We start from the raw sequence: 24,884 nt of genomic DNA, 5'->3' as shown, positions 1-24,884 counted from the left end.
CGTCGAATATCAGTATTCGGGTTCGGCCGCGCGCTGGCGGATCATGCCGACCAGCACGCGCTGGACGGTTTCCAGATCGCCGTTCACCACACCGGCGATATCCTCGGCGGAACAGGGGTGCCGGCGCGGCGGCAGGCCCAGCAGCGATCGCAGGACGGCAAGATCGTCGGTCCCCTCGGCGAGTTGTTCCAGGGCGGGCAGCATCTGTTCGAACGCGGCCGTCGTCGCGGTTCCCGGTCGGCGCACCGCGACCTCCAGTCTCACGGTCTCGGCGAGCTCGGCGGAGATCCCGGTCAGCCGCTCGAGCAACCGATGCCAGTCGTCGGGGTCCACGGACTAAAGCCTTGCCCGGCGCGGGACCTTTGTCCAGCATCACTCGAGCAACATCGCGTGTCGCGCCTTACGCCGAAAACCGTCCCGGTTTCACCGTTTGATGCCCACACCGCCGAGCCAGTCCAGGTATCGGGTCTGCTGCGGCGTATCCGAATCCGGTCGCCACAGCGGAACCTGGACGACGCCCGGCTCGACGAGTTCGAATCCGTCGAAGAGTGCGGTGATCTCGGCCGCCGACCGGGGACGGCCCGGGGTGGTCGTCGAGCGGGTCAGCTCGAGCAGTTCATCGAGCCGTTCCGCGGACCAGCCCTCGTTGGTGAAATGCGAGATCGCCAGGAGACTGCCGGGGGTCAGGCCGTCGCGCAGGCGGCCGAGCACACCCTGCGGATCCATCTCGTCCCCGACCACGTGCAGGATCGAAAGCACCAGTACGGCAACCGGTTCGGTGAAGTCGATATGTTGTGCGACCTCCGGCGAACGCACGAGCGTGTCCAGATCGCGGAAGTCGCCGCGAATCGCCGTCGCCCACGGGATGCCGGCCAGGATTCGGCGGCCCATCAGGAAGGCGACCGGATCGTTGTCGACGTATACGACCTGGCCGTTCACGCCCAGCTCGGTCAGGATCTCGTGGATATTGCCCGCGGTCGGGATGCCCGAGCCGATATCGAGGAACTGGGTGATACCCGCCTCGACGCAATATCTGATCACCCGGCGCAGAAATGCGCGATTCGCCCAGGTCGCCTGAGTGATGCCCGGCCAACGGCGTTCCAGATCGTCCGCCCAATCCCGGTCCACCGCGAAATTGTGCGACCCGCCCAGCAGATGATCGTAGATCCGCGCGATACTCGGCACCCGGGGATCGATGTCATCATCCGCCCAATCGGGAAGCTTTGGCGCAGTGGACATTTCAGCCTCGGTTCATAACTCGCCGACCCGGAATCGAACCCTCCGCCGGACCCGTGATGCTCCTCGACGGTACCCCACGGTTGTCTCGATGCGCTACAGAACACGGCACAATCGGAAGCCCGCGTCAGCCGGATCGTCTTGGCGCGGCGATCCTGCGCGTTCCACGACGAGGGTGGGTTCCAGGCCTATCTGGCTTTGTTGCGGGCGGAATATCCGGCTCTCACCTCGTTGGAGCAATTTCTGCGGCGTTCCGGTAGGGGCGAGGATGCGGGACAGGCTCTGGCCATGGCGGAGCAGTGGATTCCGATGGGGTGGAAGGGAAACGGGGTGACCTCGAGGCGAATTCGCCTCGAGATACACCGGGAACGACCTATGCGGTCGGCTGCTTGTGGTTCGTCGGCGTGTGGACGATGTCGTAGTACACCGACTTGTCGTTCGCATCGGGGTACACGCGATAGGTGAACTCCTTGTCGGTGAGCGTGACGATATCGACGACTCGGCGCGATTGCACCTGTCCCGCGGCATTTTTCGCGACGATCGTGCGCGTCTTACCGTCCGGGGAGACGGCCCAGTCGCCGTGCATCTTCGGTGAGTCGTCCAGAGTGAACATCGTGAAGGTGCCGTCGGCTTTGAAATACGCGAATCCGACGTAGTTCTTCACCGCGTCGTCGGTCAGCGCGACCGACCCGCCGTGCGCCTCCTTCGCGGAGGTGGTCTCCCACGGTGTGGACGCCAGCACCGCCGAGGGCGATCCCTCGGCGACCGCCACCGATGTCGAAGCCGCCACCGGTGTGGACGGCGCGTTCTCCGAGCTGTTGCTGTTGCCGCAGGCAGCGACGAGGCCGACGGCGGCAACGGCCGCCAATGCCGGAGCGAGTTTCTTCATGAGTAGTCCTCAGTTCGCGATCGCGCCGGGCACCCGCCGCTCGCCGTTGTTGAGCTGCTGCCACCGGCGGTAGACATCGACGGCGTCCGCGCGGGCCTCGTGCCGCATCGGCAGCCGGCGCGCATCCCACGGTTTGCCGAATTCGCCGTAGAAGTTGTCGAATTCGAAGTACTTCCGGTCGTCCACGTAGTGCGGCTCGTACTCCTCGCGAGTGGTCAGGAAGACGACCTCGTCGGGTGAGCAGTAGTAGAGCGCGCCCAGGCACATCGGGCAGGGCAGGGCCAGGATGTAGATCGTCGTCCCGGTGAGATGTTCGGTGCCCAGCTCGGTGCAGGCCGCGCGAATGGCGAGGATCTCCGCATGGGCGGTGGGGTCGTTGGTCTGGGCGACCCGGTTCGGGCTCTCGGCCAGAATCTCGCCGTCCCGCACGATGACGGTGGCGAACGGACGCCCGCCCTCCTCGACGTTGCGACGCGCCAGATCGATGGTGTGTTGTGCGAAATCCATTGCGGTCCTTTCGAATTTCCGGCGGGCTCAGAAAGGTTTGGTGGGCAGGTACTTGCCGTCGAGGGTGATCACGGCGCGTTCGCCGCCCTCGGGATCGGGGACCTTGCGCACGTCGAGCTTGAAATTGATGGCGCTGATGATGCCGTCGCCGAACTGCTCGTGCACGAGCGCCTTGAGCGTCGTTCCGTAGACCTGCAGCATCTCGTAGAAGCGGTAGATCGTCGGATCGGTGGGGATGCCGCCGGGAATCGATCCGCGGGTCGGGATGGTCTGCAGTGTGCGCGCCGCGTCCGGGCCGAGTCCGAGCAGATCGGCGACCGCGACGGCGGCCGGTTCCGGTAGGGGGTGCTGGCCCAGGACCGCGGCGGTGACGAATGCGGTCGAATAGCCGGCGGCGTCGGCGATCTGCTCCCAGGTCAGATTCGCGGCGATCTTGGCCTCGACAGCGGCCGCGGCCAGGGCCTGCCGTGCGCTGGGGTCGAACTGTGCATGCACCATGATGGACGATTCCTTTCGTTGCGTCGGCCATCGGGACCTGATGCAATCCAGAGTCGTCCACCTGGGGTTATAGTGTCCAATACTTGTTTTCCATCGCAGCGATAGATGGTGTCGATGGTCAGAGTTCGCGGACGATCTCGTGGACCGTTGCGGTGAATGCCCGCGCCGCTGCCGAGTGATATGCCGAGCCGCGACGCAACAGGCACACCGTCCGGCGGGGCATCGGCGGGGTCAGCGGTACCGGGTGAAGATCGTTGTGCGCGTGCGTGATCGCATCGGGCAGCACGGTCGCCGGCGAGCCGCGTCGGACGAATTCGAGCAGGGCGCTGATCGAATTCGCCTCGACCGCGATATGCGGTCGCACCCCGCATGCGGCGAAATAGTCGTCGATATGCCCGCGCGTCGCGAAATCGCTGCTCAGCAGGCCCAGCGGCTCCCGGGTGAGCTGCCCGACCGGCAGCGGACCGGTCGCCGCCGCGAGTATGTGGTCCGGGCCGACGACGAGGCTGAGCGTTTCGTCGAACAGGTCGGTGGCTTCGATGCCCGCGGCGTGCGCGCCGGCGAAGGCGATACCGAGATCGAGCCGGTCGGCGAGCAGATCCGCCTCGATCCGATCCTGCGTCGTCTCCCGGACGGTGACCGCGATCCCCGGATGCGCGGACCGGAACCGGTGCACCAGCGGCCCGATGAAATACGCGGTGAACGTCGGCGTCATGGCCACCCGCAGCTGCCCGCGACTCAGGTCCTGCACATCGTGCACCGCACGCTCACCGGCCTCGAGATCCCGCAACGCCAGCCGCGCGTGCCGGGCGTACACCGCACCGGCGTCGGTCAGCCGCACCGCGCGCCCCGACCGATCCAGCAGCACCACCCCGAGCACCTGCTCGAGCTGCTTGATCTGCTGCGACAACGTCGGCTGTGAAATATGGAGCGATTCCGCCGCGCGGGTGAAATTCCCGTGGTCGGCAACGGCCAGCAGATACCGGATGTGCCGCAGCTCCATCATTCAACCATAAACTGCGCCCGGCGAACTCGACGTCGCCGGTGTACCTGAGCCGGCGCGACGGTGGCCTGTCGGGCCGTGCCGGGCGCGATCCTGGACCATTGAATAGGTATGCAGCGCTGTCCGTTCCGTGGCGGGGACGACTATAGTCGCTCACGGCCAGGGGTTCGACGGCCGATCAAATCTGGTCCGGAATTGCATTCCTGTGCTCGCCGGTTGACATTCGGCCGGTGTAACGAGACGTAACTTCCGGTCGATGAAACTGTTGGTCCACCGAAAAGAGGTCTGACGAACAATGCTTCACAAGAGATTGCAGACGGTATTGATGGGCGGCGCGCTGGTCATGGCCGCGGTGGCCGGCGGAACCGCCACCGCCGGTGCGGCCCCGCTGACCTACACGGACTCTCCGCTTGCACAATCCTCCACCGCGGTGCGCGGAATCGGTTGTGCCGGTGCGGTATGGGGTAATGCGCGGACGTGGCACAATTGGCCCCAGCGCAGGGGAGAAGTCACCTTCACGGTATTGGGAAGTCTGAAATTCCTCGGTATTCAGGCACCGTGGTGCGCGGTGACGCCGACGGTGCACTGGCGCAATCTCACGACCGGCGCATCCGGATCGCAGTCGGTGAATCTCACGGCCCCGGCGGAGATTCCCGATTTCTTCGGCATGCCAACCCCGAAGCGCGGCGAATTCGTCACGAATACGGGATCCGGACGTGTGGAAGTCAGAATCGACACCGACATGCCGCATTCGCAGAGCGTGACCACCATCATGGTCGACTGACTCTCGGATCTCCCGCACCGATGGAAAAGCGGGCCGGGCTCCCATATGGTGAGCCCGGCCCGCTGTACAACTACCAGGTCTCTCGAACGACGAGGCATCCTTTTTCGAGGATTCCGTATCGTCGCCGCGACCATTCGGTGGAGCCTAGGGGAATCGAACCCCTAACCCCTGCCTTGCAAAGGCAGTGCTCTGCCAATTGAGCTAAGGCCCCAGTCGGGTGCTGTCCGCGCGGACAACCTTCAAAACGGTACCCCCCGGTGGGCTGCGGGGTCAAAACGGGGAGCGTGGTGCGGATCACGGGGCAGTCGGGCGGGGCGGTCCGGTGGTCGGCCGCCCCGCCGCTGCTCGGTGCGGGGGTGTTCACGGCCGTGCGGTGCGCCGATGCAGTCCGAACCCCTTCTCGCCAGAATTCTCCCGCCCGGAACGCAGCCGCAGGGACGGCATCTCGTAATCGCCGCCGTTCTGCGATCGATAGGGGATCGGTTCGGTGTCCGCCAGGGTGAGCAGGCGCTGCTCCCAGGACTTGGCCGCGTCCGAGAAGTCCTCTGCGGAAACATGATTCGTGCCGTACAGCACGAACGGCGGCAGGATGTCCATACCCGCGTAGTACAGGATGCCGTGCTGGATCGGGAAGAGCAGATCCTCGATCGGGCCGTTGATGCCGCGGTCGCTGTAGTGCGATTCCTTGCCGCCGATCGTCACCGACAGCAGGGCCCGCTTACCCGCGAGGGTGCCCTCCCCGTAGCGGTCGCCGTAGCGGTGCTCGTCGTGTTCGCCTACGCCGTAACCGAATCCGTGGGTGAATACGCGGTCCACCCAGCCCTTCATGATCGCGGGCATCGAATACCACCACAGCGGGAACTGCAGGATCACCGCATCGGCCCAACGGAGTTTGTCCTGCTCGGCTCGGATGTCCCCGGCGAGTGTCCCGGTCCGGAGCGCGCGGCCGGAATCGTGCCCGACATGCAGGGGATGCCCTGCCGCGGAACCGAAGTCGTCCGCGTCGACGGTGGCCTTCCAGCCCATCGCATACAGATCGCTGACGCGGACCTCGTGTCCGGCCGCGGTCAGCGTGGACACCGCGGTCTCGGTCAACGCACCGTTCAACGATCCGGGCTCGGGATGTGCGTGGACGATGAACACCTTCATGACTGCCTCCTGCGAAGATCGGTTGTCCTCGATCGTGGCGGCCGATCGGCGCGCTGTTCAGGGGCGCTCGAACCGTCGGACCGGAGTTCCTGGTATCGGCAGGACCACCCGGACCGTCGGTCCGCACGGTGATACTGGAGAGATGGACGATCTCGCCGACTTTCTGCGCACCCGCAGATCCCGGATCGATCCGGCATCGGTCGGCATCACCCCCGATGCGCGTCGGCGGGTCACCGGCCTGCGGCGGGAGGAGATCGCGCATCTGTCCGGGGTGAGCGTGGACTACTACGTCCGGCTCGAGCAGGGGCGGGCCCGGCAGCCGTCCGAGCAGATCCTGGACGCACTGGCCCGGGTCCTGGGCTTGGACCGGGTGGAACGCGCCCATCTGCATCGGCTCGCACATCGTCCGCGGCGTGCGTCCGGGCGTGAGGCGGTCGGCGGACCGGCTCGGCAGCGTCCGGAACTGCTGCGGGTGGTCGAACTCGTCCCGGACAGCCCGGCCTTCATCGTCGATCAGCACCTGGACGTGCTGGCGGCCAACCGGCTCGCCGAACTGCTCTACGGCCGGCGGCCCATGCGCGGAATGAACATCGCCCGGCACATCTTCCTGGAATCCGACGGCCGGGACCTCTATGCGGACTGGGAGGCCTGCACCCGCGACACCGTGGGCCAATTGCGCCTGGCGGCCGGTAAGGATCCGGACGACCCGCAGCTCACTGCGCTGATCGGCGAACTCGCCGTGCACAGCGAACGCTTCCGCAAACTGTGGGCACAGGCGGATGTGCGCTGCCGCTCGCACGGCCGCAAACCCTTCGCCCACCCGCTGGTCGGTGACCTGGAACTACATCAGGAGAATTTCATGGTCCCCGGCGACAGCGGCACCGAACTGGTCATCCTGTCCGCCCGGCCCGGTAGCAAGGCTCACGACGGCCTGCGCCTGTTGGCCAGTATCGGCGCCACCGACGACCGGGACCGGTCGATTCCTCCCACGGGCGGGACGGGAGTGCTTGCGCCAGAGTAACTTCGGACCCTCCTGGGCGAGATTCGGCGATGACAGTAGGGTGGGTTTCATGAAACTTCTTCTCACTCTGGGTGTCGTCGTCGGTGTCATCTTCGCCATCAACAAGTTCCGCCAGCGCGGCGATGCGGATCTGTGGCACGAGGTGACCACTCGCTGAGCGAATTCGCACAGCGTGCCGGTCGGGCATGGCGTGACCTCACCGGAGATCGCACCGCGCTCGACCGGCGGGACGTGTGCCCGATCGAATCGATCCGTATCACGTCGTGACATCCCACTGTGCTTGTCGCACAGCGGAATTCATTGATCATCTGCGCCTGGGCCCGTCGTTCTCGCGCGGGCGGAGCGACCAGTTCGACGCGCACCGGGCAACCGGTCGGCGAAACCGTCCAGGACCTGTCCGGGCACGTATCGAGACCGGTGATCGTGCCCAACCACGGCACGCCGAACGAATTCCCCGATCCTGCTGTGACGACGGCATCAGCCGACGATCCGCGCCGCCGCGCGGTCGGGGCGTTGTGACACAGCACTATCGGCTGTGGATCGACGGTGTATCGGTCGTATGGTCGTTGACCATGGACCGTGCGGAGTTGTCGACATTGGTGCAGTCGGTCGTGGAGCCGTATCTGCTGGACGGCCCGCGCCGGTACGACCGGGCCGACGTGGTGGCCCGGTCCGGGGTGCCGCAGGAGCTGAGCGGGCGACTGTGGCTGGCGTTGGGCTTCGCCGCGGATCCGGACGGTACCGCGATCGAGTACACCGAAGCGGATGTGGCTGCGGCACAGGACTTCCGGAGTCTGGACGCGCTCAGCGCCGCCGATGTCCGGCGGCAGTCCGCGGCGGTGCGGACCATGGGCCAGTCGATGGCGCGCCTGGCCGAGTGGCAGGTCGATCTGGTGGTCGAGGAGATCATCAACCGGATCGCCTCGATCACCGCGCAGGATCCGGATCTGGACCCGCAGACCGTCGCGATGGAGGCGACCGAGGAGGTCGTCACGACCCTGCAGCGGTTGCAGGCGTACGCGTGGCGACGGCATCTGGCCGCCGCCCTGGCCCGGTCGCTGGGCAGCGACGGGTCCGGGGAGAGTGTGCGCGACCTCGCGGTCGGATTCGCCGATATGGTCGGCTACACCCGGTTGACGCGGCATCTGGATCGCGACGAGCTCTCGGATCTGCTGGAGACGTTCGAGACCGTCACCACCGAGGCCATCACCGCCAATGGCGGCTGGGTGATCAAGAACGTCGGCGACGAGGTGATGTTCGCCGCCGAGACGGCGGTGGTCGGCGCGCGGATCGCGCTGGACATCCAGACCGCCGCGGCGGCCCGGACCCAGCGCGGTGAATCCGATGCCACGACGATGCCCGAACTGCGGGTGGGGCTGGCCTACGGGCAGGTGTTGCAGCGGTTCGGCGATCTGTACGGCTCGACGGTGAACGTCGCCGCCCGGCTCACTGGTGTGGCGCGTCCGGGGACCGTGCTGATCGATGACGGCGCCGCCACGCAGTTGTCCGGGCAGCGGGAATTCGCGATGCGGCATCTGCGCAGTGTGCGGGTCCGGGGAATCAACCGGCTGCGCTCACATGTGCTGCGCCGCAACGGACGTGGGTGATACGCACCCGATTCGTGAAGGCTCTTCACCTAGTGTGGGCGGGCCGTGGGACGGCCGCCGCCACCGTGCTGAACCGCCTGGAAAATTAGGAGCGGGCCTCGGCGAAGGGGGGGAGTTTGCCGAGGCCCGCGTAGGGTCGGCCCGGGGGGGAGGGGCCGACGTGAATGATCCTACGCGACGATCGGCGATTGTGTGAGTATGAGGGCTGCCACTTTTCGAAAGTTTTTCCGGCGGGCGTGTCGATGGGGCTGCTGAACCGTCGCGAGTGATCACTCGGCTCATGGGCGATGTGGTGAAATCTGTTGTTACACAGTTAGTTCTGATGTTTCAGGTGCCCATTTTCCGGTTCGCTGGATAGTCGCTGTCGACCGGTCGGTATGCGAATTCGCGACACGGTCGCAATTGAGAAGTACACATTCCGGGCGTGTCCGGGAGCGGCCGTGACGGGTGGTCGAGTAGGGCCGGTCGCGGACTCGGGTAGTGCGATACTCGCGCACTTCGCGCGGCCGGACGAGACGATGACATCGGTCGCATCCCGCCGGCACCCCCGAGCACCCGCCGGACCCCCGGGGTGCGGCCCCTGACTTCTGCCCGCATCGACCGGTTCGTCGAATATTCGCCCTGGCAGCGGCGAAATTCGGAGGAAATTGTCGGTGGTCTGGGCAATACTTGCCGCGAGATCCGCCGATATCCGGTTCGCGGCAGGCGGGAACGTCAGGAGAGGTCATGGTCGATGCGATCGTCGCCGAGGGCCTGGTCAAGAAGTACGGCCGCCTCGTCGCCCTGGACGGTCTGGATCTGCGCGTGCCCGAAGGCACGGTGACAGCGCTGCTCGGTCCCAACGGTGCGGGCAAGACCACGACGGTCCGGGTGTTCACCACCCTGCTCACACCCGATTCCGGCCGCGCCACCGTCGCCGGGATCGATGTTCTGCGCGAACCGCGGCGGCTGCGGTCCCGCATCGGCGCTTCCGGGCAGTACGCGGCCGTGGACGAATATCTCACCGGTTTCGAGAATCTGGAGATGGTCGGGCGGCTGTACCACCTGGGCGTGACCCGCAGTAAACAGCGGGCGCGCGAGCTGCTCGACCGGTTCGACCTCGCCGAGGCCGCCGACCGGCCGGTCAAGGGCTATTCCGGCGGTATGCGGCGACGGCTGGATCTGGCCGGTGCGCTGGTCGCCAATCCGCCGGTGCTGTTCCTGGACGAGCCGACCACCGGCCTGGATCCGCGCGCCCGGCTGGATCTGTGGGACGTCATCGAGGAGTTGGTCGCCGCCGGTACCACCCTGCTGCTCACCACGCAGTACATGGAGGAGGCGGATCGGCTGGCCGACGCGATCGCGGTCATCGATCACGGCACGGTGATCGCCCGCGGCACCGCCGACGAGCTCAAGACCATGGTCGGCGGCGATCGCATCGAACTGACCGTCGACCATGTCGGCAGCCTGGACGTCGCGCGGGAGGCGCTGGCCGAGCTGGCGGTCGGGGAGATGCATCTCGAACCGGGCCTGCGCCGGATCACCGTGCCGGTCAGCGACGGCTCGCAGGCGCTGATCGATGCGATCGGGCGGCTCACCGCCCGCGAGGTCAAGATCCACGACGTCGGGCTGCGGCGACCCTCGCTGGACGACGTCTTCCTCACCCTCACCGGGCACGAAGCGCGCGAATCCATTGCGGGCCAGGATGATCCGGCGGACGGGCCGACCACGGAAGGATCCGCACGATGACTTCTGCGACAGGCGTCTGCGACGAGCCCTCGCTCATCGCGCGCGCGGCGATGCTGATCAGCGACAGCGTGACCGTCACCAAGCGCAACGTCATCAAGATTCGCCGGGTGCCCGACGTGCTGATCTTCTCGACGCTCTCGCCGATCATGTTCGTGCTGCTGTTCGCGTACATCTTCGGCTCGGCGATCAAGGTCTCCGGCACGTCCTACCGGGAGTTCCTGATCGCGGGAATCTTCGCGCAGACGGCGGTGTTCGGCGCGACGTTCACCGGGTCCAGCCTCGCGGAGGATATGCAGAAGGGCATCATCGACCGTTTCCGCTCGCTGCCCATGGCCCCGGCGGCGGTGCTGATCGGTCGCACCGTCGCCGATGTGGTGATCAACGTGGTGAGCCTGGTGGTGATGTCGATCACCGGGCTGCTGATCGGCTGGCGGATTCGCGGCTCTTTCCTCGACGGTGTGCTCGGCTATGTGCTGCTGTTGCTGTTCGCCTACGCGGTTTCGTGGATGATGGCCGTGGTCGGTTTGCTGGTCCGGGCGCCCGAGGTGTTCAACAACGCCAGTTTCATGGTGATCTTCCCGCTGACGTTCATCGCCAACACCTTCGTACCCAGTGCTCAATTGCCAACGCCGCTGAAGATTTTCGCCGATTGGAATCCGGTGTCGGCGGTGACGCAGGCGATCCGCGACCTGTTCGGCAACACCAGTTCGCTCACCCCGCCGCCGGACGTGTGGTCCATGCGGCATCCGGTGCTGACCACGCTGATCTGGGTGGTCGTGCTGTTGGCGGTCTTCGTGCCGTTGTCGCTGCGTCAGTTCGAGCGCACCGTCAGCCGGTGACTGCACTCCGGCCCGAGTACTGCCTACTGCGCGAAGTTCGCGGCTGTGACACAGTGGTCCTATGCAGTTGGGCAGTTCCCGCAAGGGCCGGTTGCGCAACCGGTTGATCGTCGCAGTTCTGGCCGCCGTCGCAGGCGGCGCCGCTTGGCGGGTCGCCACCCGTCGCCCGCAACTCCCGGAGCCCGCCCCCGAACCGCCCCGTCTCGGCTACAGCACCAACGGTGCGAGCCCCAGGCACGCGATCCATCACTGATGCGTTCCCGGCTGGTCCGGCCGGGTTTGATCACACTGCGGGACAGCTGATTTCGCGAGAAACAGGGTAGCTCGCACGCGCGCGTCCACAAGTCGGCTCGTCGGCCCGATGCGGATGTCCCGTCGCGTCCGCGACACGCCGAAGTAGCAGGCAAGCGAGGAGCACCGGCCAGTGCGCAGCGGAACGTTGCCTCCCATGTGCCAACATGTTCGGCGTGACTTCACCGAATCAGACCTCCGTGGTAACGCTGCATACGAACCACGGTGATATCAAGATCTCGCTTTTCGGTAACCACGCTCCGAAGACGGTGCGTAATTTCATCGCTCTGGCCGACGGCAGCGCGCCCTACTCGACGCAGAACGCGAGTGGCGAGACCACCGGCCCGTTCTATGACGGCAGCACTTTCCACCGTGTCATGGACGGGTTCATGATTCAGGGCGGCGATCCGACCGGGACCGGACGCGGCGGTCCGGGGTACGAGTTCGGTGACGAATTCCATCCCGAGCTTCGATTCGACCGCGCCTATCTGCTGGCGATGGCGAATGCCGGACCGGGCACCAACGGCTCGCAGTTCTTCATCACCGTCGGCCCGCAGCCGCACCTGAACCGCAAGCACACCATCTTCGGTGAGGTGTTGGAGCCGGATTCGCGCAAGGTCGTGGATTCCATCGCCACCACCGCCGTCGATCGCAACGATCGGCCGAAGGATCCGGTGGTCATCAGTAGCATCACGCTCGGCTGAATTTCTCCGCCCGGGATGAGCGGTCCGATTTGCGAGGGTAGCGTGCAATTACCGCCCTCGCGCCGCTCGTAGTCGATGAACACGGAGTTTCGTGAATCCCCAACCGCCCGCACCGACCTGTTTCCGCCACGCCGACCGGACCACCGGTCTGGCATGCACTCGGTGCGGGCGGCCTGCCTGCCCGGATTGCCTGCGCCAGGCCGCGGTCGGGCAACAGTGCGTGGAATGCGTGGCCCAGGGACAACGTGATGTGCGGCAGGTGCGCACACCCGTGGGCGGCCCCGCCCCGACGCGTCCCACGCCGTATGTGACCTACGCGCTGATCGCGCTGAACGTCGCGGTTTTCGCGATCACCGCCGTACAAGCGCACAGCGTCGCCGCCAACAGTTCGTCGAATCTGTTCCACGACTGGATGCTCTGGCCGCAGGCGGTGGCGCACGGCCAGTGGATTCGCGTGGTCGGGAGTGGGTTCCTGCACTACGGGCCGCTACATCTGGTGGTTAACATGTTCGCGCTGTACGTGCTCGGGCGCGACGCGGAGACGGTGCTGGGTCGCTGGCGCTACCTGGCGATCTATCTGACCTCGCTGCTCGGCGGTGCGGCCACGGTGATGTGGCTGGCCCCGAACGACGCGACCGCAGGGGCATCGGGGGCCATCTTCGGACTGTTCGGCGCGCTGACCGTCGTACTGCTGCGACTGCGGCGCAGTCCCACCCAGATGCTGGTCGTGATCGGGATCAACCTGATCATCAGCATTTCGGTGCCGGGCATCTCGCTGTGGGGGCATCTCGGCGGCCTGGCCGCGGGCACGCTGGCCACGGTCGGATTGCTCTACGGACCGCAGTGGCTGCGGGTTCGCACGCAGGAGACGGGACTGCGGGTCGGATGGGCCGCCGTGGCGCTGGTCGCCGTGTTGGCGCTCGTGCTGATCGGCGGGGCCGCGGCCTCCCTCACTTCCTGACCCGCGATCGGGCAGGTCAGTGTGTGGCCAGGCCGTGCGCTACGAGTGCGTCCATGACGTCCTGGGGATGTGCGCCCAGATCCCAGCGACCGAAGATGAGCAGGCGGTCCTCACCGTCGTGCTCGACGTCGATCTCCAGATTCGGTGATTTGCGCCCGAGTCGGCGAAAGCTCACCACCCGGGCCCGCAGGATTCGCTCCCGGGGATACTCCACCGCGCCCAGCAGCCCGCGCACGACCAGCACAGGGCGTTGACCGGGAACGATGGTGATCCGTGGACGTTGCCGCAGCCCGACTGCGGTCAGTACCAACAGCAGAATCGCCGCGAGTCCGACCAGTAGCCGACTCGGTGCGTCGCCGGTGAGCACGGCGGCCAGGGCCAGCACGATTCCGCCCACACCGGCGGTCACCAGAGCCAGGGGCGGGGTGGACCACTGCAGCCGGGACACCGGTTCGGATGCCGTCACGATCCCCACTCGCTCCTCGGTTTGTCCACAGGCTCATCCACAGGTGTGCATGAATAACACAGGTGTAAGCACGCTCCGCGCGAGATCAGCGCCACCGCATCGTCATGACCAGGCCGACGACCATGAGCCCGAAGCCGATCAGGAAGTTCCAGGCGTCGAGGTTCGCCATCCAGGTCAGCTTGTCGCTGGCCAGGTAGTACACGATCAGCCAGGCCAGCCCGGCCAGCATGAAGCCGAGCATGATGCTGACGTACCAGACCGACGAGGGGCCGCCCTTGATCTTGACCGGGGTGCGACTGGCAGGGTTGATCGTATGATCGGTCTTCTTGCGGACCTTCGACTTGGGCATGACGTCCTCGTATTCGGGTGCGGGTCGTACCGGCGGGGGCGTGCGCGCGCGACGCCCGGCGTCGCCGGTCTGCCCTCAGGCTATCCCAGCTGGGTGTACGTGCGTGGTTCGCGGTGCTCGCGAGCAGGTCACCCGGGCGTCGACGGGGCGGTGCGCAGGTATTCACGCGACGTCCGATCCGGCACCCCGTAGGCTTGCGCCATGCGTGTACTGGTCGTCGACAACTACGACAGCTTCGTGTTCAACCTGGTGCAGTACCTGGGCCAGCTGGGCGTCGAGGCCACGGTGTGGCGCAACGACGATGCACAGCTGGCGGATCCGGACCGGGTCGTCACCGAATTCGACGGTCTGTTGATCAGCCCGGGACCAGGGACGCCGGACCGCGCCGGGGCCAGTATCGAGCTGGTGCGCGCCTGCGCTCGCCATCGGGTCCCGCTGCTCGGCGTATGCCTCGGGCATCAGGCGATCGGCGAGGCGTTCGGCGCGACGGTCACTCGTGCCGCCGAGCTGCTGCACGGTAAGACCAGTTCGGTGTTCCACATCGGCGCGGGTGTGCTGGCCGGGCTGCCGGATCCGTTCACCGCGACCCGCTATCACTCGCTCACCGTGCTCGAGGACACCCTCCCGCCCGAGATCGAGGTGCTCGGCCGGACCGAGAGCGGAATCGTGATGGCCATGCGGCATCGCACCCTGCCCATCCACGGCGTGCAGTTCCATCCCGAATCGGTGCTCACCCAGGGCGGGCACCGGATGCTCGCCAACTGGCTCGAGGTCTGCGGCGAACGTCCGGCCGAAGGATTGATCGAGACGTTGGAGGCGGAGGTCGCGGCGCTGGTCTGAAACCGCGTCGTGAGGTGAGGAGTCTCGTGCGGCTTATGACGAGGTCGAGCGGGTGCGGTCATTGAGCGGTGACGACGACCGGCGACCGTATGTGCTGCTGTCCGCGGCGGTCAGCCTCGACGGTTACCTCGACGATGCGAGCCCGGACCGGCTGCTGCTGTCCAATCCCGCGGATTTCGACCGGGTCGACGCGGTGCGCGCGGATTCCGACGCGATCCTGGTCGGCGCGCAGACCCTGCGCAGCGACAATCCCCGGCTGCTGGTCACCGATCCGGATCGTCGCGCCCGGCGGATCGCCGACGGAAAACCGGAGTACCCGGTGAAGGTCACCGTCAGCGCGAGCGGTGACCTGGACCCGGCCCTGCGCCTGTGGCATCACGGCGGCGACAAGATCGTCTACACCACCGACCTCGGCGCGAGCCGGCTCGGTGACCGGCTCTCAGGTCTCGCCGACGTGGTATCCCTCGGCGCCACAATTGATTTCGGCGCACTGCTGGACGACCTCGGTCGGCGCGGCATCGCCCGTCTGATGGTCGAGGGCGGTGGCCGCACCCACACCGCCTTCCTGTCCGCCGCCCTCGCCGACGAACTCCTGCTGGCAGTGGCGCCAATCCTGGTCGGCGATTCCACCGCGCCCCGATTCCTGCACCCGGCCGCTTATCCGGGAGGTCCCGGGCATCGGATGGTATTGGCCGATGTGACCCGTGTCGGGGATATCGCTGTGCTGCGCTACCTACCCAGGGGACACGACGCCGGTACCTGACCCGACCGCCTGTCCGGTGGTTTCGCGGAGCAGAATGGGAAGTGGCCGATCGGGCCTGCGTCCGCGATATCGCGCACCTGGGCGATCGGCCGATGACATCTGAAGCAGTTGGCTGCTCGAAGGGACTTACCAGCGTGACAACTGATTTCGTGAGGGTACGGGTACTCGAGGTGAGGGGGCGCCGAGATGGCCGCTGAGGATTCGGGGCGGCGGGCTCGTATGCGGCACGCGATCGAACTCGCCCGGCTGTGCCCGAAGAGTCCGGGGGCGTTCTCGGTCGGGGCGGTGATCGTCGACGAGAACGATATCGAACTCGCACACGGGTATTCGCGCGAAACCGATGAGAAGGTGCACGCCGAGGAGTCCGCGCTGAACAAACTCGCCGACGATCCACGCCTGGCGCACGCGACGCTGTACAGCACCCTGGAGCCCTGCTCACAGCGCGCTTCCAAGGACCGCGTGCCGTGCACGGATCGCATTCTGGCGGCCGGGATCCGGCGCGTCGTCATCGCCTGGCGGGAGCCGTCCACCTTCGTCGCGGACTGCGTCGGGGTGGAGAAACTGCGGGAACACGGCGTCGAAGTGATCGAACTGCCCGATATGGCCGATGAGGCCATGTCGATGAACCGCCACCTCGAACTCGGCTGAATCGCGTTCCGAGCCGGGCGCGTTCACCCGGCTCACGCCCGGCTCACGGCGGGCCGAGCACTCCCGTGACGATCGTTATCGTCGCGTCCTTGGAGATCGTCGAATTCGCCTTCGGCTGCTGATCGACGATCCGCCCGACGCTCGCGGCATCGAAGGTGCCCTGGGTGGTCTGGCTGATCTGGCCGACGCCGCCGGTCCACCCGGCCGCACGCAGTTTGTCCAGGGCCTGCGAGGAGGTCAGTCCGGCCAGATTCGGCATGGTGATCTGGTCGCTGGACACCTGCACGGTCACGGTCGAACCTCTGTCCGCCATCGAACCGCCCGGCGGATCGGTGGCGATCACCTCGCCGCTGGGACGCGACGAGGGCACCTTCTGCACGACCACCTTGAAACCACTGCTGTCGGTCAGATTCGGCTCGGCCACGGTGAGCGACTGACCCACCACCTGTGGCACCCGTACCTGTTCGGGACCGCCGCCCAGGGAGATGGTGACCTTACTTCCGGCATCGGTCTTCGAGCCCTCGGGCGGATTCTGGCTCACCACCTTGTCCTTTTCCTCGGCGCTGGACGGGGCGCGGCCGACCTTCGGATCCAACTGCAGCCCCAACGCGTCGAGTTGCTGCTCGGCCTGCTGCTGGGTCAGCCGGGCCAGCCGGGGCACCGGGATCTGCGCCGGACCGGTGGACACCTGCACGGTGACGGTGCTGCCCTTCGGCGCGCGCGAACCGCCCAGCGGCTGCGTCTCGATGACGTTCCCGCTCGCGGTCTTGCCGTCGGACTTCTGCTGAATGGCCACCGAGAATCCGGCCTTCTGCAATTCGTCCTGCGCCTGGGCCGCCGGCCGGTTCGCCAGATCCGGGATGCCCACCTGATTGAAACTGCTGCCCGGCCCGAGGAACACCCAGTACAGCGCGACCAGCACCACCACGACACCGGCGGCGATCCCGCCGATCATCATGGTGCGCCGCGGATCCCGCGGACGGGGCGGCTCGGTGTCCTCGGGATCCTCCTCCGAGCGCGGTGCGTCGATCGCGCCGAGGAACGTCGTGCGATCCTCCTCGGTCATCACCGTCGGCGCCTGCGGCTTCTGCCCGCCGAGCACCCGGATCAGATCCGAACGCATCTCCGCCGCGGTCTGATAGCGGTTCGCCGGATTCTTGCTCATCGCCTTGAGCACGACCGAATCCAACTCGCGCGGCACGCCCGCATGGACGTTGGAGGGCAGCTTCGGATCCTCGCGAACGTGCTGATAGGCCACTGCAATCGGGGAATCGCCGGTGAAAGGCGGTTCCCCGGTGAGGATTTCGTACAGCACACAGCCGACCGAATAGACGTCCGAGCGGGCGTCGACCTGTTCGCCGCGGGCCTGCTCGGGCGAAAGGTACTGCGCGGTGCCGATGACCGCTGCGGTCTGCGTCATCGGATTGGAGCTGTCGGCGATCGCGCGGGCGATGCCGAAGTCCATCACCTTCACCGCACCCTGCCGGTTGATCATGATGTTGGCAGGCTTCATGTCGCGGTGCACGATGCCGTTCTTGTGGCTGAAGTCCAGTGCGGCGCACACGTCCGCGACGATCTCCATCGCGCGCCGCGGAGCCACCGGGCCACTGCCGCGCACCATATCGCGCAACGTGTCGCCGTCCACGTACTCCATCACGATGTACGGCAGCGGACCGCCGTCCACCTCCGCCTCACCGGTGTCGTACACCGCGACGATGGCCGGATGATTCAGCGCGGCGGCATTCTGCGCCTCACGTTTGAACCGCAGATAGAAGGTGGGGTCGCGAGCCAGATCCGCGCGCAGCACCTTGATGGCGACATCGCGGCCCAGCCGTTCGTCCCGGGCCTTGTGGACCTCGGACATTCCGCCGAATCCGATGATCTCGCCGAGCTCATAGCGAGAAGACAGATTCTTCGGGGTGGTCATGGCTGTCCTTGTGAGGAGGTGTCCGGCGGGCTGACGTCGGTGTACTGGTCGTGCGAATGGTGAGTGGGATAGCTGTTCTGGGTGTACCCGTTGTGGCTGTACCCGTTCTGGCTGTATCCGTTGATTCCCGGAACGCCCGGCAACGATGGTATGTCCACCGAGGGGTATGTCGAGTCATCCGTGGCCCACGGCGGCAGGTTCGAATGATGCCGCCCGCTGGTGGTCGTGGTGGGCCCGTCGGTCGTCGTGGTGGCGCCGGTGGTCGTGGGCGGCGCGCTCGTCGTGGTGGGCGGCGCGCTCGTGGTCGTCTCGACCGGGGGAACCACATGCCTGGTCGTGGTCGGTTCCTCGGTGGTGGTCGGCGCCTCGGTCGTCGTGGTCGGCGCCGGGGCGGTGGTGGTGTGGGTGACCACCGGCGTGACCGACGGCTGCGGTGGACTGCCGCTGAGCAGCACCCACGCCGCCGCACCGCCCAGCACCAGCGCGCCGATGCCCAGGCCGAGCATCCACTTGGTGGTGCGGCTCATGCCGGGTTCGTCGTCGTAGGGCAGGTCGTCGTCCGGGTGACCGGGCATCGCGCTGGTCGCTCCGGTCGGACGTGCCTGTGGCCGTTGGGAATTCGAGTAACGATCCTCGTAGTCGCGGGGCAGGACCGTGGTCGCGCCGGTCGGCGGCGGAGGCAGGACCCGCGCCGCGCCGCCCTGCGGCGTCGAACCCATGGTGCGCGGCATCGGCGGACGTCGCCCGGAGCGCACCGCGGCCACGGCGTCGGCGAACTCGCCGCCGCTGCTGTACCGCTGCGACGGATCCTTGGCCATGGTGATCTCGATCAGCTCGCGCACGTTCGGCGGCAGATCCGAGGGCATCGGGGGCGGGGTGTCGCGGACGTGTTTCATCGCCACGGTCAACGCGCCGTCGCCGCTGAACGGGCGATGCCCGGCCAGCGCCTCGTAGCCCACCACGCCGAGGGAGTACACGTCACTGGACGAGGTGGCGTCCTCGCCGGTGGCCTGCTCGGGCGCGATGTACTGGGCGGTGCCCATCACCATGCCGGTCTTGGTCACCGGCGAGGCGTCCACCGCCTTGGCGATGCCGAAATCGGTGATCTTCACCTGACCGGTCGGGGTGACCAGGATGTTGCCCGGTTTCACGTCGCGGTGCACGACGCCCGCGGCATGCGCCACCTCGAGCGCCCGGCTGGTCTGCTCGAGCATGTCCAGGCCCTGCACCACCGACAGGCGGCCGAGCCGGTTCAGCACCGCGTTGAGCGGTTCGCCCTGCACGAGTTCCATGACCAGATAGGCGGTTTCGCCGCCCTGCGGGTCCAGGGTTTCGCCGTAGTCGTAGATTCCGGCGATACCCGGATGGTTGAGCTGGGCGGTGGTCTTCGCTTCGGTCCGGAACCGGTGCCGGAACGTCGGGTCGGCGGAGAATTCGGCCTTGAGCACCTTGACCGCCACCCGGCGGTCCAGCCGGGTGTCCAGCGCCTCCCACACCTGGCCCATACCGCCGGTGGCGATCAGGCGTTGCAGTCTGTAGCGGTCCGCGATCAACGCACCGTTGGTCAGCATGGGAGCCCCCGTAGGCCTATGTACTCGATCATCGTCTCGTTCAGCTCCCCTGCAGGCCGGCCTCGAGCACAGCTCGTCCGACGGGGGATGCCACGAAACCTCCGGTGCCCTTCAGGCCCATGTTGCCGCCGTTCTCCACGACGACCGCGATGGCGATCTTCGGGTTCTGCGCAGGTGCGAATCCGATGTACCAGCAGTGCGCCGGTGTGGTGCCCGGATTCGCGCCGTGTTCGGCGGTACCGGTCTTGGACGCGATCTGAAACGAAGTGGTGTTGCCCTGGAACGTGTTCTTCTCCGAGTCGATCATCATATTCGTCAGCGTCGAGGCCACCTGGGGGCTGATCGCCTGACCGACCGACACCGGCTTGGTCTTGGACAGTTCGGACAGGTCCGGGCCCTGGGTCTGATCCACCAGGTGCGGTTCCATCCGGACGCCGCCGTTGGCGACGGTGGCCGCGACGACCGCGTCGTCCAGCGGGGTGATGGCCACGTCGCGCTGACCGATGCTGCTCTGCGCGAGGGACGCCTGGTCCGGGATCGTGCCGAGGGTGCTGTCGGCCACCGGCATCGGAATACCCGAGTGGGTGCCGATGCCGAACGCCGCCGCGGTGTCCTTGAGTTTGGCCGCGCCCACCTTCATACCGATCTGGGCGAACGCGGTGTTGCAGGACAGGGCGAAGGCCTGCTCCATCGTCGTGGTGGCGCCGTTGCCGCAGTGTTCGCCGTCGAAGTTCTCCAGCGTGGTGTTGGTGTCGGGCAACGTGATGTTCGGATCGGCGGTGAACTGGTCGGAGGTCTGGACGCCCGAGGCCAGGGCCGCGGCCGAGGTGATCACCTTGAACGAGGATCCCGGCGGATAGGTCTGCGAGATGGCGCGGTTCAGCAGCGGCTGCTTCTGGTCGGAGCTGAGCTGCTCCCACGCTTTGGTACTGCTCGCGCCGTCGTGCGAGGCCAGCTGATTCGGGTCGTAGCTCGGCGTGGAGACCATGGCCAGGATGCGGCCCGTGCTGGGTTCGATGGCGACCACCGAACCGGTGTACCCGTTCTTGGTCAGCTGGTCGTAGGCGACCTTCTGCATCACCGGGTTGATGGTGGTCACGACGTTGCCGCCGCGCGGGTCGCGGCCGGAGATCAGGTCGATCAGGCGACGGCCGAACAGTTTGCTGTCCGATCCGTTGAGCACCGAATCCTCGGCGAGTTCGAGTTCGGTGCGGCCGTACTGCATCGAGTAGAAGCCGGTCACCGGCGCGTAGGCCATCGGATCGGTCGGGTAGGTGCGCAGGTACTTGTACCGGTCGTCGGTGGAGACCGAACTGGCCAGCACCGTGCCCGAGGCCGAGATCTGCCCGCGTTGGCGGGAGTACTCGTCCAGCAGCACCCGCGAATTGCGCGGATCGCTGCGCAGGCTGTCTGCCTTGATCACCTGGACGTAGGTCGCGTTGAGCAGCAGGGCGACGGTCATCAGCATGACGGCCATGGCGACGCGGCGCAGTGGTGTGTTCATGCCGGTTCCCCCTTCGCCTGGTGGCTCGAGTCGGTACGCAGTATCTCGGTCGGTGGGTTGCTGGTCGGCGCGCTGTGGACCCTCCGGCTCGGCGCCGGTGCACGAGCCGCGTCGGAGATCCTTATCAACAATGCCAGCACTGCGTACTCGGCCAGCAGCGCAGATCCGCCGTACGACAGGAAAGGCGTGGTCAGGCCGCTGCGTGGAATCAATTTCGTGACACCGCCCACTACCACGAACACCTGCGCGGCGATGGTGAAGGCCAGTCCGGCGGCGAGCAGTTTGCCGAAGCTGTCCCGGACCGCCAGCGCCGTGCGCAGACCGCGCACCACCAACATGGTGAACAGCACCAGCACCGCGGCCAGCCCGATCAGCCCGAGCTCCTCGCCGACCGTGGCGACGATGAAATCGGTCGCGGCGAAGGGCACCTGATCGGGACGCCCGTTACCCAGGCCGGTACCGGCGAGCCCGCCGGTGGCCAGCCCGAACAGTGACTGCGCGATCTGGTAGCCGGTGTTGTTGTAGTCCGAGAAGGGATGCAGCCAGGTGTGCAACTGCGCTCGCAGCGGTCCGGACGTGTTGTAGGCGAAGATCAATCCGATGACCAGAAGTACCCCGCCGACGACGAGCCAACCCACCCGCTCGGTCGCGATGTACAGCAGCGCCAGCACGGTGCCGAAGATCAGCAGCGATACGCCCAGATCCCGTTCGAACACCAGCACCCCGACGCCGACCACCCAGGCCAGCACGAGCGGGCCCAGATCGCGCAGCCGCGGCAGTTCGATGCCGAACGCGTGTCGTCCGGCCGCGGTGAACCAGTCGCGTTTGGACACCAGCAGCGCCGCGACGAACACGACCAGCAGGATCTTCGCGAATTCGACCGGCTGCACGGTGAATCCGGGCAACCGAACCCAGATCTTCGCGTGGTTGGTCGTGGCGAACCGTTCCGGCAGCATCGCGGGCAGCAGCAGCAACACCAGACCCAGCGCCCCGATGGAGTAGTTGTAGCGCGCCAGGGTGCGATAGTCGCGCAGCACCACCAGCACGGTGGCCAGGATCAGGATGCCCGCCGCGGTCCACAGCACCTGATGGTCGACGTCCGCGGAGGGGACCGGGAGTGAGTTGGTGCGCGCGGTCTGCGCCGCAGCCAGATCCAGGCGGTGGATCAGCACCAGGCCCAGGCCGTTCAGCAGCGCCGCGATCGGCAGCAGCAGCGGATCGGCGAACGGCGCGAAACGTCGCACGGCCAGGTGGGCGACCGAGAACAGCGCCAGATAGGCCAGAGCCAGTTCGGCGCACTCCCAGGAGATGCCCTGATCCTGAGCGGCCTCCACCAGCACCAGTGCGACGGTGGTCACGACGACCGCGGTCCCCAGCAGCAGAAGTTCGACGTTACGGCGAGTCGAGGGCGGTGGCGCAGGGGCGAACCCGCCCGGAGGACTCGGGAAGGCCCCCGCAGACAGCGGTGCCGGAGCGGACATCAGTCCGCCTTCCTGCAGTTCTCCCCCGGAGTTTGCGGGGCCTGCGACGCGGTCGTCGGCGTGGCGGGCGCTGTGGTCGTTGGCGCGGGCGCGCCGGGATGTCCGTCGCCGCTGGCGGGCGCCGGCTGGGCGGGGGCCGGTGTGGCGCCGGTCGGAGTGGCGGGACTGGTCGTGGGTGCCGGATTCTGCGCGGGCTGCGGCGTCGAGGCCGGGGTGCTGGTGCACGCGGGCAGCAGATCCTGCTGAGCGAGTTTGGCGAGCTGACGGCGCGCGTCGTCGAGGGCGCCCGGGGGCAGGCCGTTGTTCACCTTGTCCCGGCCGGTCTGCTCGAGATCGGCGACCTGCAACTGCTTGCAGCCCGACGGAAAGCTCTCACCCGGGCTCGCCAGGCCGAGCTCCCCGTCGCGCTGCACGCACGCGATCTGGTTCACCTCGTGGATCGAATAGCCGAGCACCGATCCGGGCAACCCGCGCACGATCACGACGTTGCCGTTGTCCGCGCCGACGTAATAGTTGTTGCGAATCATCTTGTAGCCCACCACGAGTCCGACCGCGACGGCCGCGATCAGCGCGAGGGACAACAGGATCCAGCGCAGCTTGTGACTCTTGCGAGGCTCGGGCTCCGCGGCCACGGCGGGGCGGCGCGGGGCCGCGCGCGGTGGGCGCATCGCCGCGGCACGACCGGCGGCGGTGTTCGGCGGCGGAGTGTCCTCGTCCTCACCGGAGGCGGCGCCGGCCACGATCGGATGGCTCTGGCCGTAGTCCAGATCGATGACGTCCGCGACGACGACGGTGACGTTGTCCGGACCGCCGCTGCGCAGGGCGAGCTCGATGAGACGGTCGGCCGCCTCGTCGGTGTTGCCCTCCCGCAACGTATTTCCGATCGTCTCGTCGCTGACCACGTCGGACAGACCGTCCGAGCACAGCAGGTAGCGATCGCCCGCCCGTGCCTCTCGCATGATCAGTGTGGGATCGATCTCATTGCCGGTGAGCGCCCGCATGATCAGTGACCGCTGCGGATGGGTGTGCGCCTGTTCGGGCGTGATCCGGCCCTCGTCGACCAGCGACTGCACGAACGTGTCGTCGCGGGTGATCTGAGCCAGCTCGTTGTCGCGGAACAGGTACGCACGCGAATCGCCGATATGCGCCAGGCCGAGTTTCTTGCCCGCGAACAGGATTGCGGTGAGCGTGGTGCCCATGCCGTCCAGTTCGGGCTCTTCCTCGACCTGATCGGCGATGGCGGCGTTACCCGCGTGCACCGCGCGATCCAGCTTGCCGAGCAGATCGTCGCCGGGCTCGTCATCGTCGAGATGCGCGAGTGCGGCGATCATCAATTGGGAGGCGACTTCACCGGCGGCATGGCCGCCCATTCCGTCGGCCAGCGCGAGCAGGCGCGCACCGGCGTAGACGGAATCCTCGTTGTTGCCTCGGACGAGTCCGCGGTCGCTGCGCGCCGCGTAACGGAGAACAAGTGTCACGATCGCAGCTCGATCACTGTCTTACCGACACGGACAGGGGACCCGAGCGGAACCCGCACCGGGGTGGTGACCTTCGCGCGGTCGAGATAGGTGCCGTTGGTGGAACCCAGATCTTCGACGTACCAGTCCTCGCCTCGCGGCGAGAGTCGCGCATGCCTGGTCGAGGCATAGTCATCGGTGAGTACCAGCGTGGAATCGTCGGCGCGCCCGATGAGCACCGGTTGGGCGCCCAGGGTGATGCGTGTGCCGGCGAGTGAACCTTGAGTCACCACTAGATACTTGGCGCCCTTCTGGCCACGGCTGAAGGATGGCAGCACCGCGGAACCGCGTGCGGCCCGGGGCTGGATCCGAATGCCGGATGCCGCGTAGATGTCGCTGCGCAGGGTCCGGAGCACCGCCCATACGAACAGCCACAACAGCAGTAGGAACCCCGCACGGGTCAATTGCAGGATCAGTCCCTGCACGGTGCTCCACCTCCTGTTTCGGCCGATGTGGGTGCGACGGTCCGACCCCCAACCGGCTTGCTGGTCAGCACGGACCTGCTGCCGACCGAGGGCTGGCAGCATCATAGGGCCGATGACCGGTTGCGACCACGATAAGGGCGAGTTTTTCGCGCCGCATCGCGACCTGCATCGGCGAG

27 protein-coding genes and 1 tRNA gene are annotated in these 24,884 nt (G+C 66.9%); 12 read left to right on the top strand and 16 right to left on the bottom strand.

Annotated features, from left to right (window positions below):
• Positions 1-9 precede the first annotated feature (9 nt).
• The 6 genes from K7711_RS20275 to cynR all read right to left on the bottom strand — a co-directional run bounded on the left by K7711_RS20275 (position 10) and on the right by cynR (position 4,133).
• Entirely contained in the window at positions 10-333 is a 324-nt protein-coding gene (locus tag K7711_RS20275; protein ID WP_222971015.1) for a hypothetical protein, read from the bottom strand.
• A gap of 90 nt (positions 334-423) precedes the next feature.
• Positions 424-1,239: an SAM-dependent methyltransferase gene (locus tag K7711_RS20270; RefSeq protein WP_222971014.1), complete on the bottom strand. Its 816-nt coding sequence runs from the start codon at positions 1,237-1,239 to the stop codon at positions 424-426.
• Positions 1,240-1,609: 370 nt separating this feature from the next.
• Entirely contained in the window at positions 1,610-2,125 is a 516-nt protein-coding gene (locus K7711_RS20265; RefSeq protein WP_222971013.1) for a DUF4822 domain-containing protein, read from the bottom strand.
• Positions 2,126-2,134: 9 nt separating this feature from the next.
• Positions 2,135-2,632, bottom strand: coding sequence for a nucleoside deaminase (locus K7711_RS20260; RefSeq protein ID WP_222971012.1), 498 nt, complete (start codon positions 2,630-2,632; stop codon positions 2,135-2,137).
• 27 nt (positions 2,633-2,659) lie between these two features.
• Complete coding sequence (cynS, locus tag K7711_RS20255; RefSeq protein WP_040816933.1) at positions 2,660-3,130, bottom strand: cyanase; 471 nt, start codon at positions 3,128-3,130, stop codon at positions 2,660-2,662.
• A gap of 118 nt (positions 3,131-3,248) precedes the next feature.
• On the bottom strand, positions 3,249-4,133 hold the full coding sequence (gene cynR, locus K7711_RS20250) for a transcriptional regulator CynR (RefSeq protein WP_222971011.1): 885 nt from the start codon (positions 4,131-4,133) through the stop codon (positions 3,249-3,251).
• A 295-nt stretch (positions 4,134-4,428) separates the two neighbouring features.
• Here cynR and K7711_RS20245 point away from each other — a divergent pair, with 295 nt between their 5' ends.
• Positions 4,429-4,917: a hypothetical protein gene (locus K7711_RS20245; RefSeq protein ID WP_222971010.1), complete on the top strand. Its 489-nt coding sequence runs from the start codon at positions 4,429-4,431 to the stop codon at positions 4,915-4,917.
• A gap of 138 nt (positions 4,918-5,055) precedes the next feature.
• On the opposite strand, the gene K7711_RS20240 is transcribed toward K7711_RS20245, so the two are convergent.
• Together K7711_RS20240 and K7711_RS20235 are read right to left on the bottom strand one after the other, a co-directional pair.
• Positions 5,056-5,128 (bottom strand) — tRNA-Ala (locus K7711_RS20240).
• A 149-nt stretch (positions 5,129-5,277) separates the two neighbouring features.
• On the bottom strand, positions 5,278-6,066 hold the full coding sequence (locus tag K7711_RS20235; protein WP_222971009.1) for an NAD(P)H-dependent oxidoreductase: 789 nt from the start codon (positions 6,064-6,066) through the stop codon (positions 5,278-5,280).
• A 142-nt stretch (positions 6,067-6,208) separates the two neighbouring features.
• Here K7711_RS20235 and K7711_RS20230 point away from each other — a divergent pair, with 142 nt between their 5' ends.
• From K7711_RS20230 to K7711_RS20195, 8 genes are all read left to right on the top strand, one after another.
• Positions 6,209-7,087 carry a helix-turn-helix transcriptional regulator gene (locus K7711_RS20230; protein WP_222971008.1) on the top strand — a complete coding sequence of 293 codons (879 nt, stop codon included), beginning with the start codon at positions 6,209-6,211 and terminating at the stop codon, positions 7,085-7,087.
• Positions 7,088-7,136: 49 nt separating this feature from the next.
• A complete protein-coding gene (locus K7711_RS20225) occupies positions 7,137-7,244 on the top strand; it encodes a DLW-39 family protein (RefSeq protein WP_218008718.1) in 108 nt (35 codons plus the stop codon).
• Positions 7,245-7,659: 415 nt separating this feature from the next.
• On the top strand, positions 7,660-8,694 hold the full coding sequence (locus K7711_RS20220; protein ID WP_222971007.1) for an adenylate/guanylate cyclase domain-containing protein: 1,035 nt from the start codon (positions 7,660-7,662) through the stop codon (positions 8,692-8,694).
• 726 nt (positions 8,695-9,420) lie between these two features.
• Positions 9,421-10,422 carry an ATP-binding cassette domain-containing protein gene (locus K7711_RS20215; RefSeq protein ID WP_222971006.1) on the top strand — a complete coding sequence of 334 codons (1,002 nt, stop codon included), beginning with the start codon at positions 9,421-9,423 and terminating at the stop codon, positions 10,420-10,422.
• Positions 10,419-11,261 (top strand): ABC transporter permease, encoded by an 843-nt coding sequence (locus K7711_RS20210; RefSeq protein WP_222971005.1) that lies wholly within the window; start codon positions 10,419-10,421, stop codon positions 11,259-11,261. Before K7711_RS20215 ends, K7711_RS20210 begins: the two co-directional genes overlap by 4 nt.
• A 61-nt stretch (positions 11,262-11,322) precedes the next feature.
• Positions 11,323-11,514, top strand: coding sequence for a hypothetical protein (locus K7711_RS20205; RefSeq protein WP_222971004.1), 192 nt, complete (start codon positions 11,323-11,325; stop codon positions 11,512-11,514).
• A 214-nt stretch (positions 11,515-11,728) separates the two neighbouring features.
• Positions 11,729-12,256: a peptidylprolyl isomerase gene (locus K7711_RS20200; protein ID WP_308014846.1), complete on the top strand. Its 528-nt coding sequence runs from the start codon at positions 11,729-11,731 to the stop codon at positions 12,254-12,256.
• A gap of 91 nt (positions 12,257-12,347) precedes the next feature.
• On the top strand, positions 12,348-13,217 hold the full coding sequence (locus tag K7711_RS20195; RefSeq protein WP_222971002.1) for a rhomboid family intramembrane serine protease: 870 nt from the start codon (positions 12,348-12,350) through the stop codon (positions 13,215-13,217).
• Positions 13,218-13,233: 16 nt separating this feature from the next.
• On the opposite strand, the gene K7711_RS20190 is transcribed toward K7711_RS20195, so the two are convergent.
• Together K7711_RS20190 and crgA are read right to left on the bottom strand one after the other, a co-directional pair.
• Positions 13,234-13,683: a PH domain-containing protein gene (locus K7711_RS20190; protein WP_308014845.1), complete on the bottom strand. Its 450-nt coding sequence runs from the start codon at positions 13,681-13,683 to the stop codon at positions 13,234-13,236.
• A gap of 85 nt (positions 13,684-13,768) precedes the next feature.
• Positions 13,769-14,032, bottom strand: coding sequence for a cell division protein CrgA (crgA, locus tag K7711_RS20185; RefSeq protein ID WP_067885096.1), 264 nt, complete (start codon positions 14,030-14,032; stop codon positions 13,769-13,771).
• A gap of 201 nt (positions 14,033-14,233) precedes the next feature.
• On the opposite strand from crgA, the gene K7711_RS20180 reads away from it, so the two are divergent.
• The 3 genes from K7711_RS20180 (at position 14,234) to K7711_RS20170 (ending at position 16,283) form a co-directional block, all read left to right on the top strand.
• Entirely contained in the window at positions 14,234-14,872 is a 639-nt protein-coding gene (locus K7711_RS20180) for an aminodeoxychorismate/anthranilate synthase component II (RefSeq protein ID WP_222971001.1), read from the top strand.
• A 52-nt stretch (positions 14,873-14,924) separates the two neighbouring features.
• Positions 14,925-15,635, top strand: a complete 711-nt coding sequence (locus K7711_RS20175) for a RibD family protein (protein WP_308014844.1) — start codon at positions 14,925-14,927, stop codon at positions 15,633-15,635.
• A 186-nt stretch (positions 15,636-15,821) separates the two neighbouring features.
• On the top strand, positions 15,822-16,283 hold the full coding sequence (locus K7711_RS20170; protein WP_222971000.1) for a deaminase: 462 nt from the start codon (positions 15,822-15,824) through the stop codon (positions 16,281-16,283).
• A 43-nt stretch (positions 16,284-16,326) separates the two neighbouring features.
• On the opposite strand, the gene pknB is transcribed toward K7711_RS20170, so the two are convergent.
• From pknB to K7711_RS20140, 6 genes are read right to left on the bottom strand one after another with little or no spacing between them, the layout of a single operon-like run.
• Complete coding sequence (gene pknB / locus K7711_RS20165; RefSeq protein WP_222970999.1) at positions 16,327-18,210, bottom strand: Stk1 family PASTA domain-containing Ser/Thr kinase; 1,884 nt, start codon at positions 18,208-18,210, stop codon at positions 16,327-16,329.
• Positions 18,207-19,781: a protein kinase domain-containing protein gene (locus K7711_RS20160; RefSeq protein ID WP_222970998.1), complete on the bottom strand. Its 1,575-nt coding sequence runs from the start codon at positions 19,779-19,781 to the stop codon at positions 18,207-18,209. The genes pknB and K7711_RS20160 overlap by 4 nt, the downstream gene beginning before the upstream one ends.
• A 40-nt stretch (positions 19,782-19,821) precedes the next feature.
• A complete protein-coding gene (locus K7711_RS20155; protein WP_222970997.1) occupies positions 19,822-21,285 on the bottom strand; it encodes a peptidoglycan D,D-transpeptidase FtsI family protein in 1,464 nt (487 codons plus the stop codon).
• Positions 21,282-22,766 carry an FtsW/RodA/SpoVE family cell cycle protein gene (locus K7711_RS20150; protein WP_222970996.1) on the bottom strand — a complete coding sequence of 495 codons (1,485 nt, stop codon included), beginning with the start codon at positions 22,764-22,766 and terminating at the stop codon, positions 21,282-21,284. Before K7711_RS20150 ends, K7711_RS20155 begins: the two co-directional genes overlap by 4 nt.
• On the bottom strand, positions 22,766-24,244 hold the full coding sequence (locus K7711_RS48465) for a PP2C family protein-serine/threonine phosphatase (RefSeq protein WP_222970995.1): 1,479 nt from the start codon (positions 24,242-24,244) through the stop codon (positions 22,766-22,768). Before K7711_RS48465 ends, K7711_RS20150 begins: the two co-directional genes overlap by 1 nt.
• The gene (locus K7711_RS20140) at positions 24,241-24,708 is read right to left on the bottom strand and encodes an FHA domain-containing protein FhaB/FipA (RefSeq protein ID WP_040817010.1); all 468 of its coding nucleotides are present in this window, start codon (positions 24,706-24,708) and stop codon (positions 24,241-24,243) included. Before K7711_RS20140 ends, K7711_RS48465 begins: the two co-directional genes overlap by 4 nt.
• Positions 24,709-24,884: the final 176 nt, after the last annotated feature.

Source organism: Nocardia coffeae (assembly GCF_019890715.1).
Lineage (GTDB): Bacteria > Actinomycetota > Actinomycetes > Mycobacteriales > Mycobacteriaceae > Nocardia > Nocardia jiangxiensis.
Note: the sequence above shows the minus strand (reverse complement) of the source record. Positions and strands in the feature narration are given on the sequence as shown.

Coding starts and splice junctions, on each gene's coding strand:
- K7711_RS20270 (WP_222971014.1), bottom strand. CDS start 1,239: ATGTCCACTGCGCCAAAGCTTCCCGATTGGGCGGATGATGACATCGAT.
- K7711_RS20265 (WP_222971013.1), bottom strand. CDS start 2,125: ATGAAGAAACTCGCTCCGGCATTGGCGGCCGTTGCCGCCGTCGGCCTC.
- K7711_RS20260 (WP_222971012.1), bottom strand. CDS start 2,632: ATGGATTTCGCACAACACACCATCGATCTGGCGCGTCGCAACGTCGAG.
- cynS (WP_040816933.1), bottom strand. CDS start 3,130: ATGGTGCATGCACAGTTCGACCCCAGCGCACGGCAGGCCCTGGCCGCG.
- cynR (WP_222971011.1), bottom strand. CDS start 4,133: ATGGAGCTGCGGCACATCCGGTATCTGCTGGCCGTTGCCGACCACGGG.
- K7711_RS20245 (WP_222971010.1), top strand. CDS start 4,429: ATGCTTCACAAGAGATTGCAGACGGTATTGATGGGCGGCGCGCTGGTC.
- K7711_RS20235 (WP_222971009.1), bottom strand. CDS start 6,066: ATGAAGGTGTTCATCGTCCACGCACATCCCGAGCCCGGATCGTTGAAC.
- K7711_RS20230 (WP_222971008.1), top strand. CDS start 6,209: ATGGACGATCTCGCCGACTTTCTGCGCACCCGCAGATCCCGGATCGAT.
- K7711_RS20225 (WP_218008718.1), top strand. CDS start 7,137: ATGAAACTTCTTCTCACTCTGGGTGTCGTCGTCGGTGTCATCTTCGCC.
- K7711_RS20220 (WP_222971007.1), top strand. CDS start 7,660: ATGGACCGTGCGGAGTTGTCGACATTGGTGCAGTCGGTCGTGGAGCCG.
- K7711_RS20215 (WP_222971006.1), top strand. CDS start 9,421: ATGGTCGATGCGATCGTCGCCGAGGGCCTGGTCAAGAAGTACGGCCGC.
- K7711_RS20210 (WP_222971005.1), top strand. CDS start 10,419: ATGACTTCTGCGACAGGCGTCTGCGACGAGCCCTCGCTCATCGCGCGC.
- K7711_RS20205 (WP_222971004.1), top strand. CDS start 11,323: ATGCAGTTGGGCAGTTCCCGCAAGGGCCGGTTGCGCAACCGGTTGATC.
- crgA (WP_067885096.1), bottom strand. CDS start 14,032: ATGCCCAAGTCGAAGGTCCGCAAGAAGACCGATCATACGATCAACCCT.
- K7711_RS20180 (WP_222971001.1), top strand. CDS start 14,234: ATGCGTGTACTGGTCGTCGACAACTACGACAGCTTCGTGTTCAACCTG.
- K7711_RS20170 (WP_222971000.1), top strand. CDS start 15,822: ATGGCCGCTGAGGATTCGGGGCGGCGGGCTCGTATGCGGCACGCGATC.
- pknB (WP_222970999.1), bottom strand. CDS start 18,210: ATGACCACCCCGAAGAATCTGTCTTCTCGCTATGAGCTCGGCGAGATC.
- K7711_RS20160 (WP_222970998.1), bottom strand. CDS start 19,781: ATGCTGACCAACGGTGCGTTGATCGCGGACCGCTACAGACTGCAACGC.
- K7711_RS20155 (WP_222970997.1), bottom strand. CDS start 21,285: ATGAACACACCACTGCGCCGCGTCGCCATGGCCGTCATGCTGATGACC.
- K7711_RS20150 (WP_222970996.1), bottom strand. CDS start 22,766: ATGTCCGCTCCGGCACCGCTGTCTGCGGGGGCCTTCCCGAGTCCTCCG.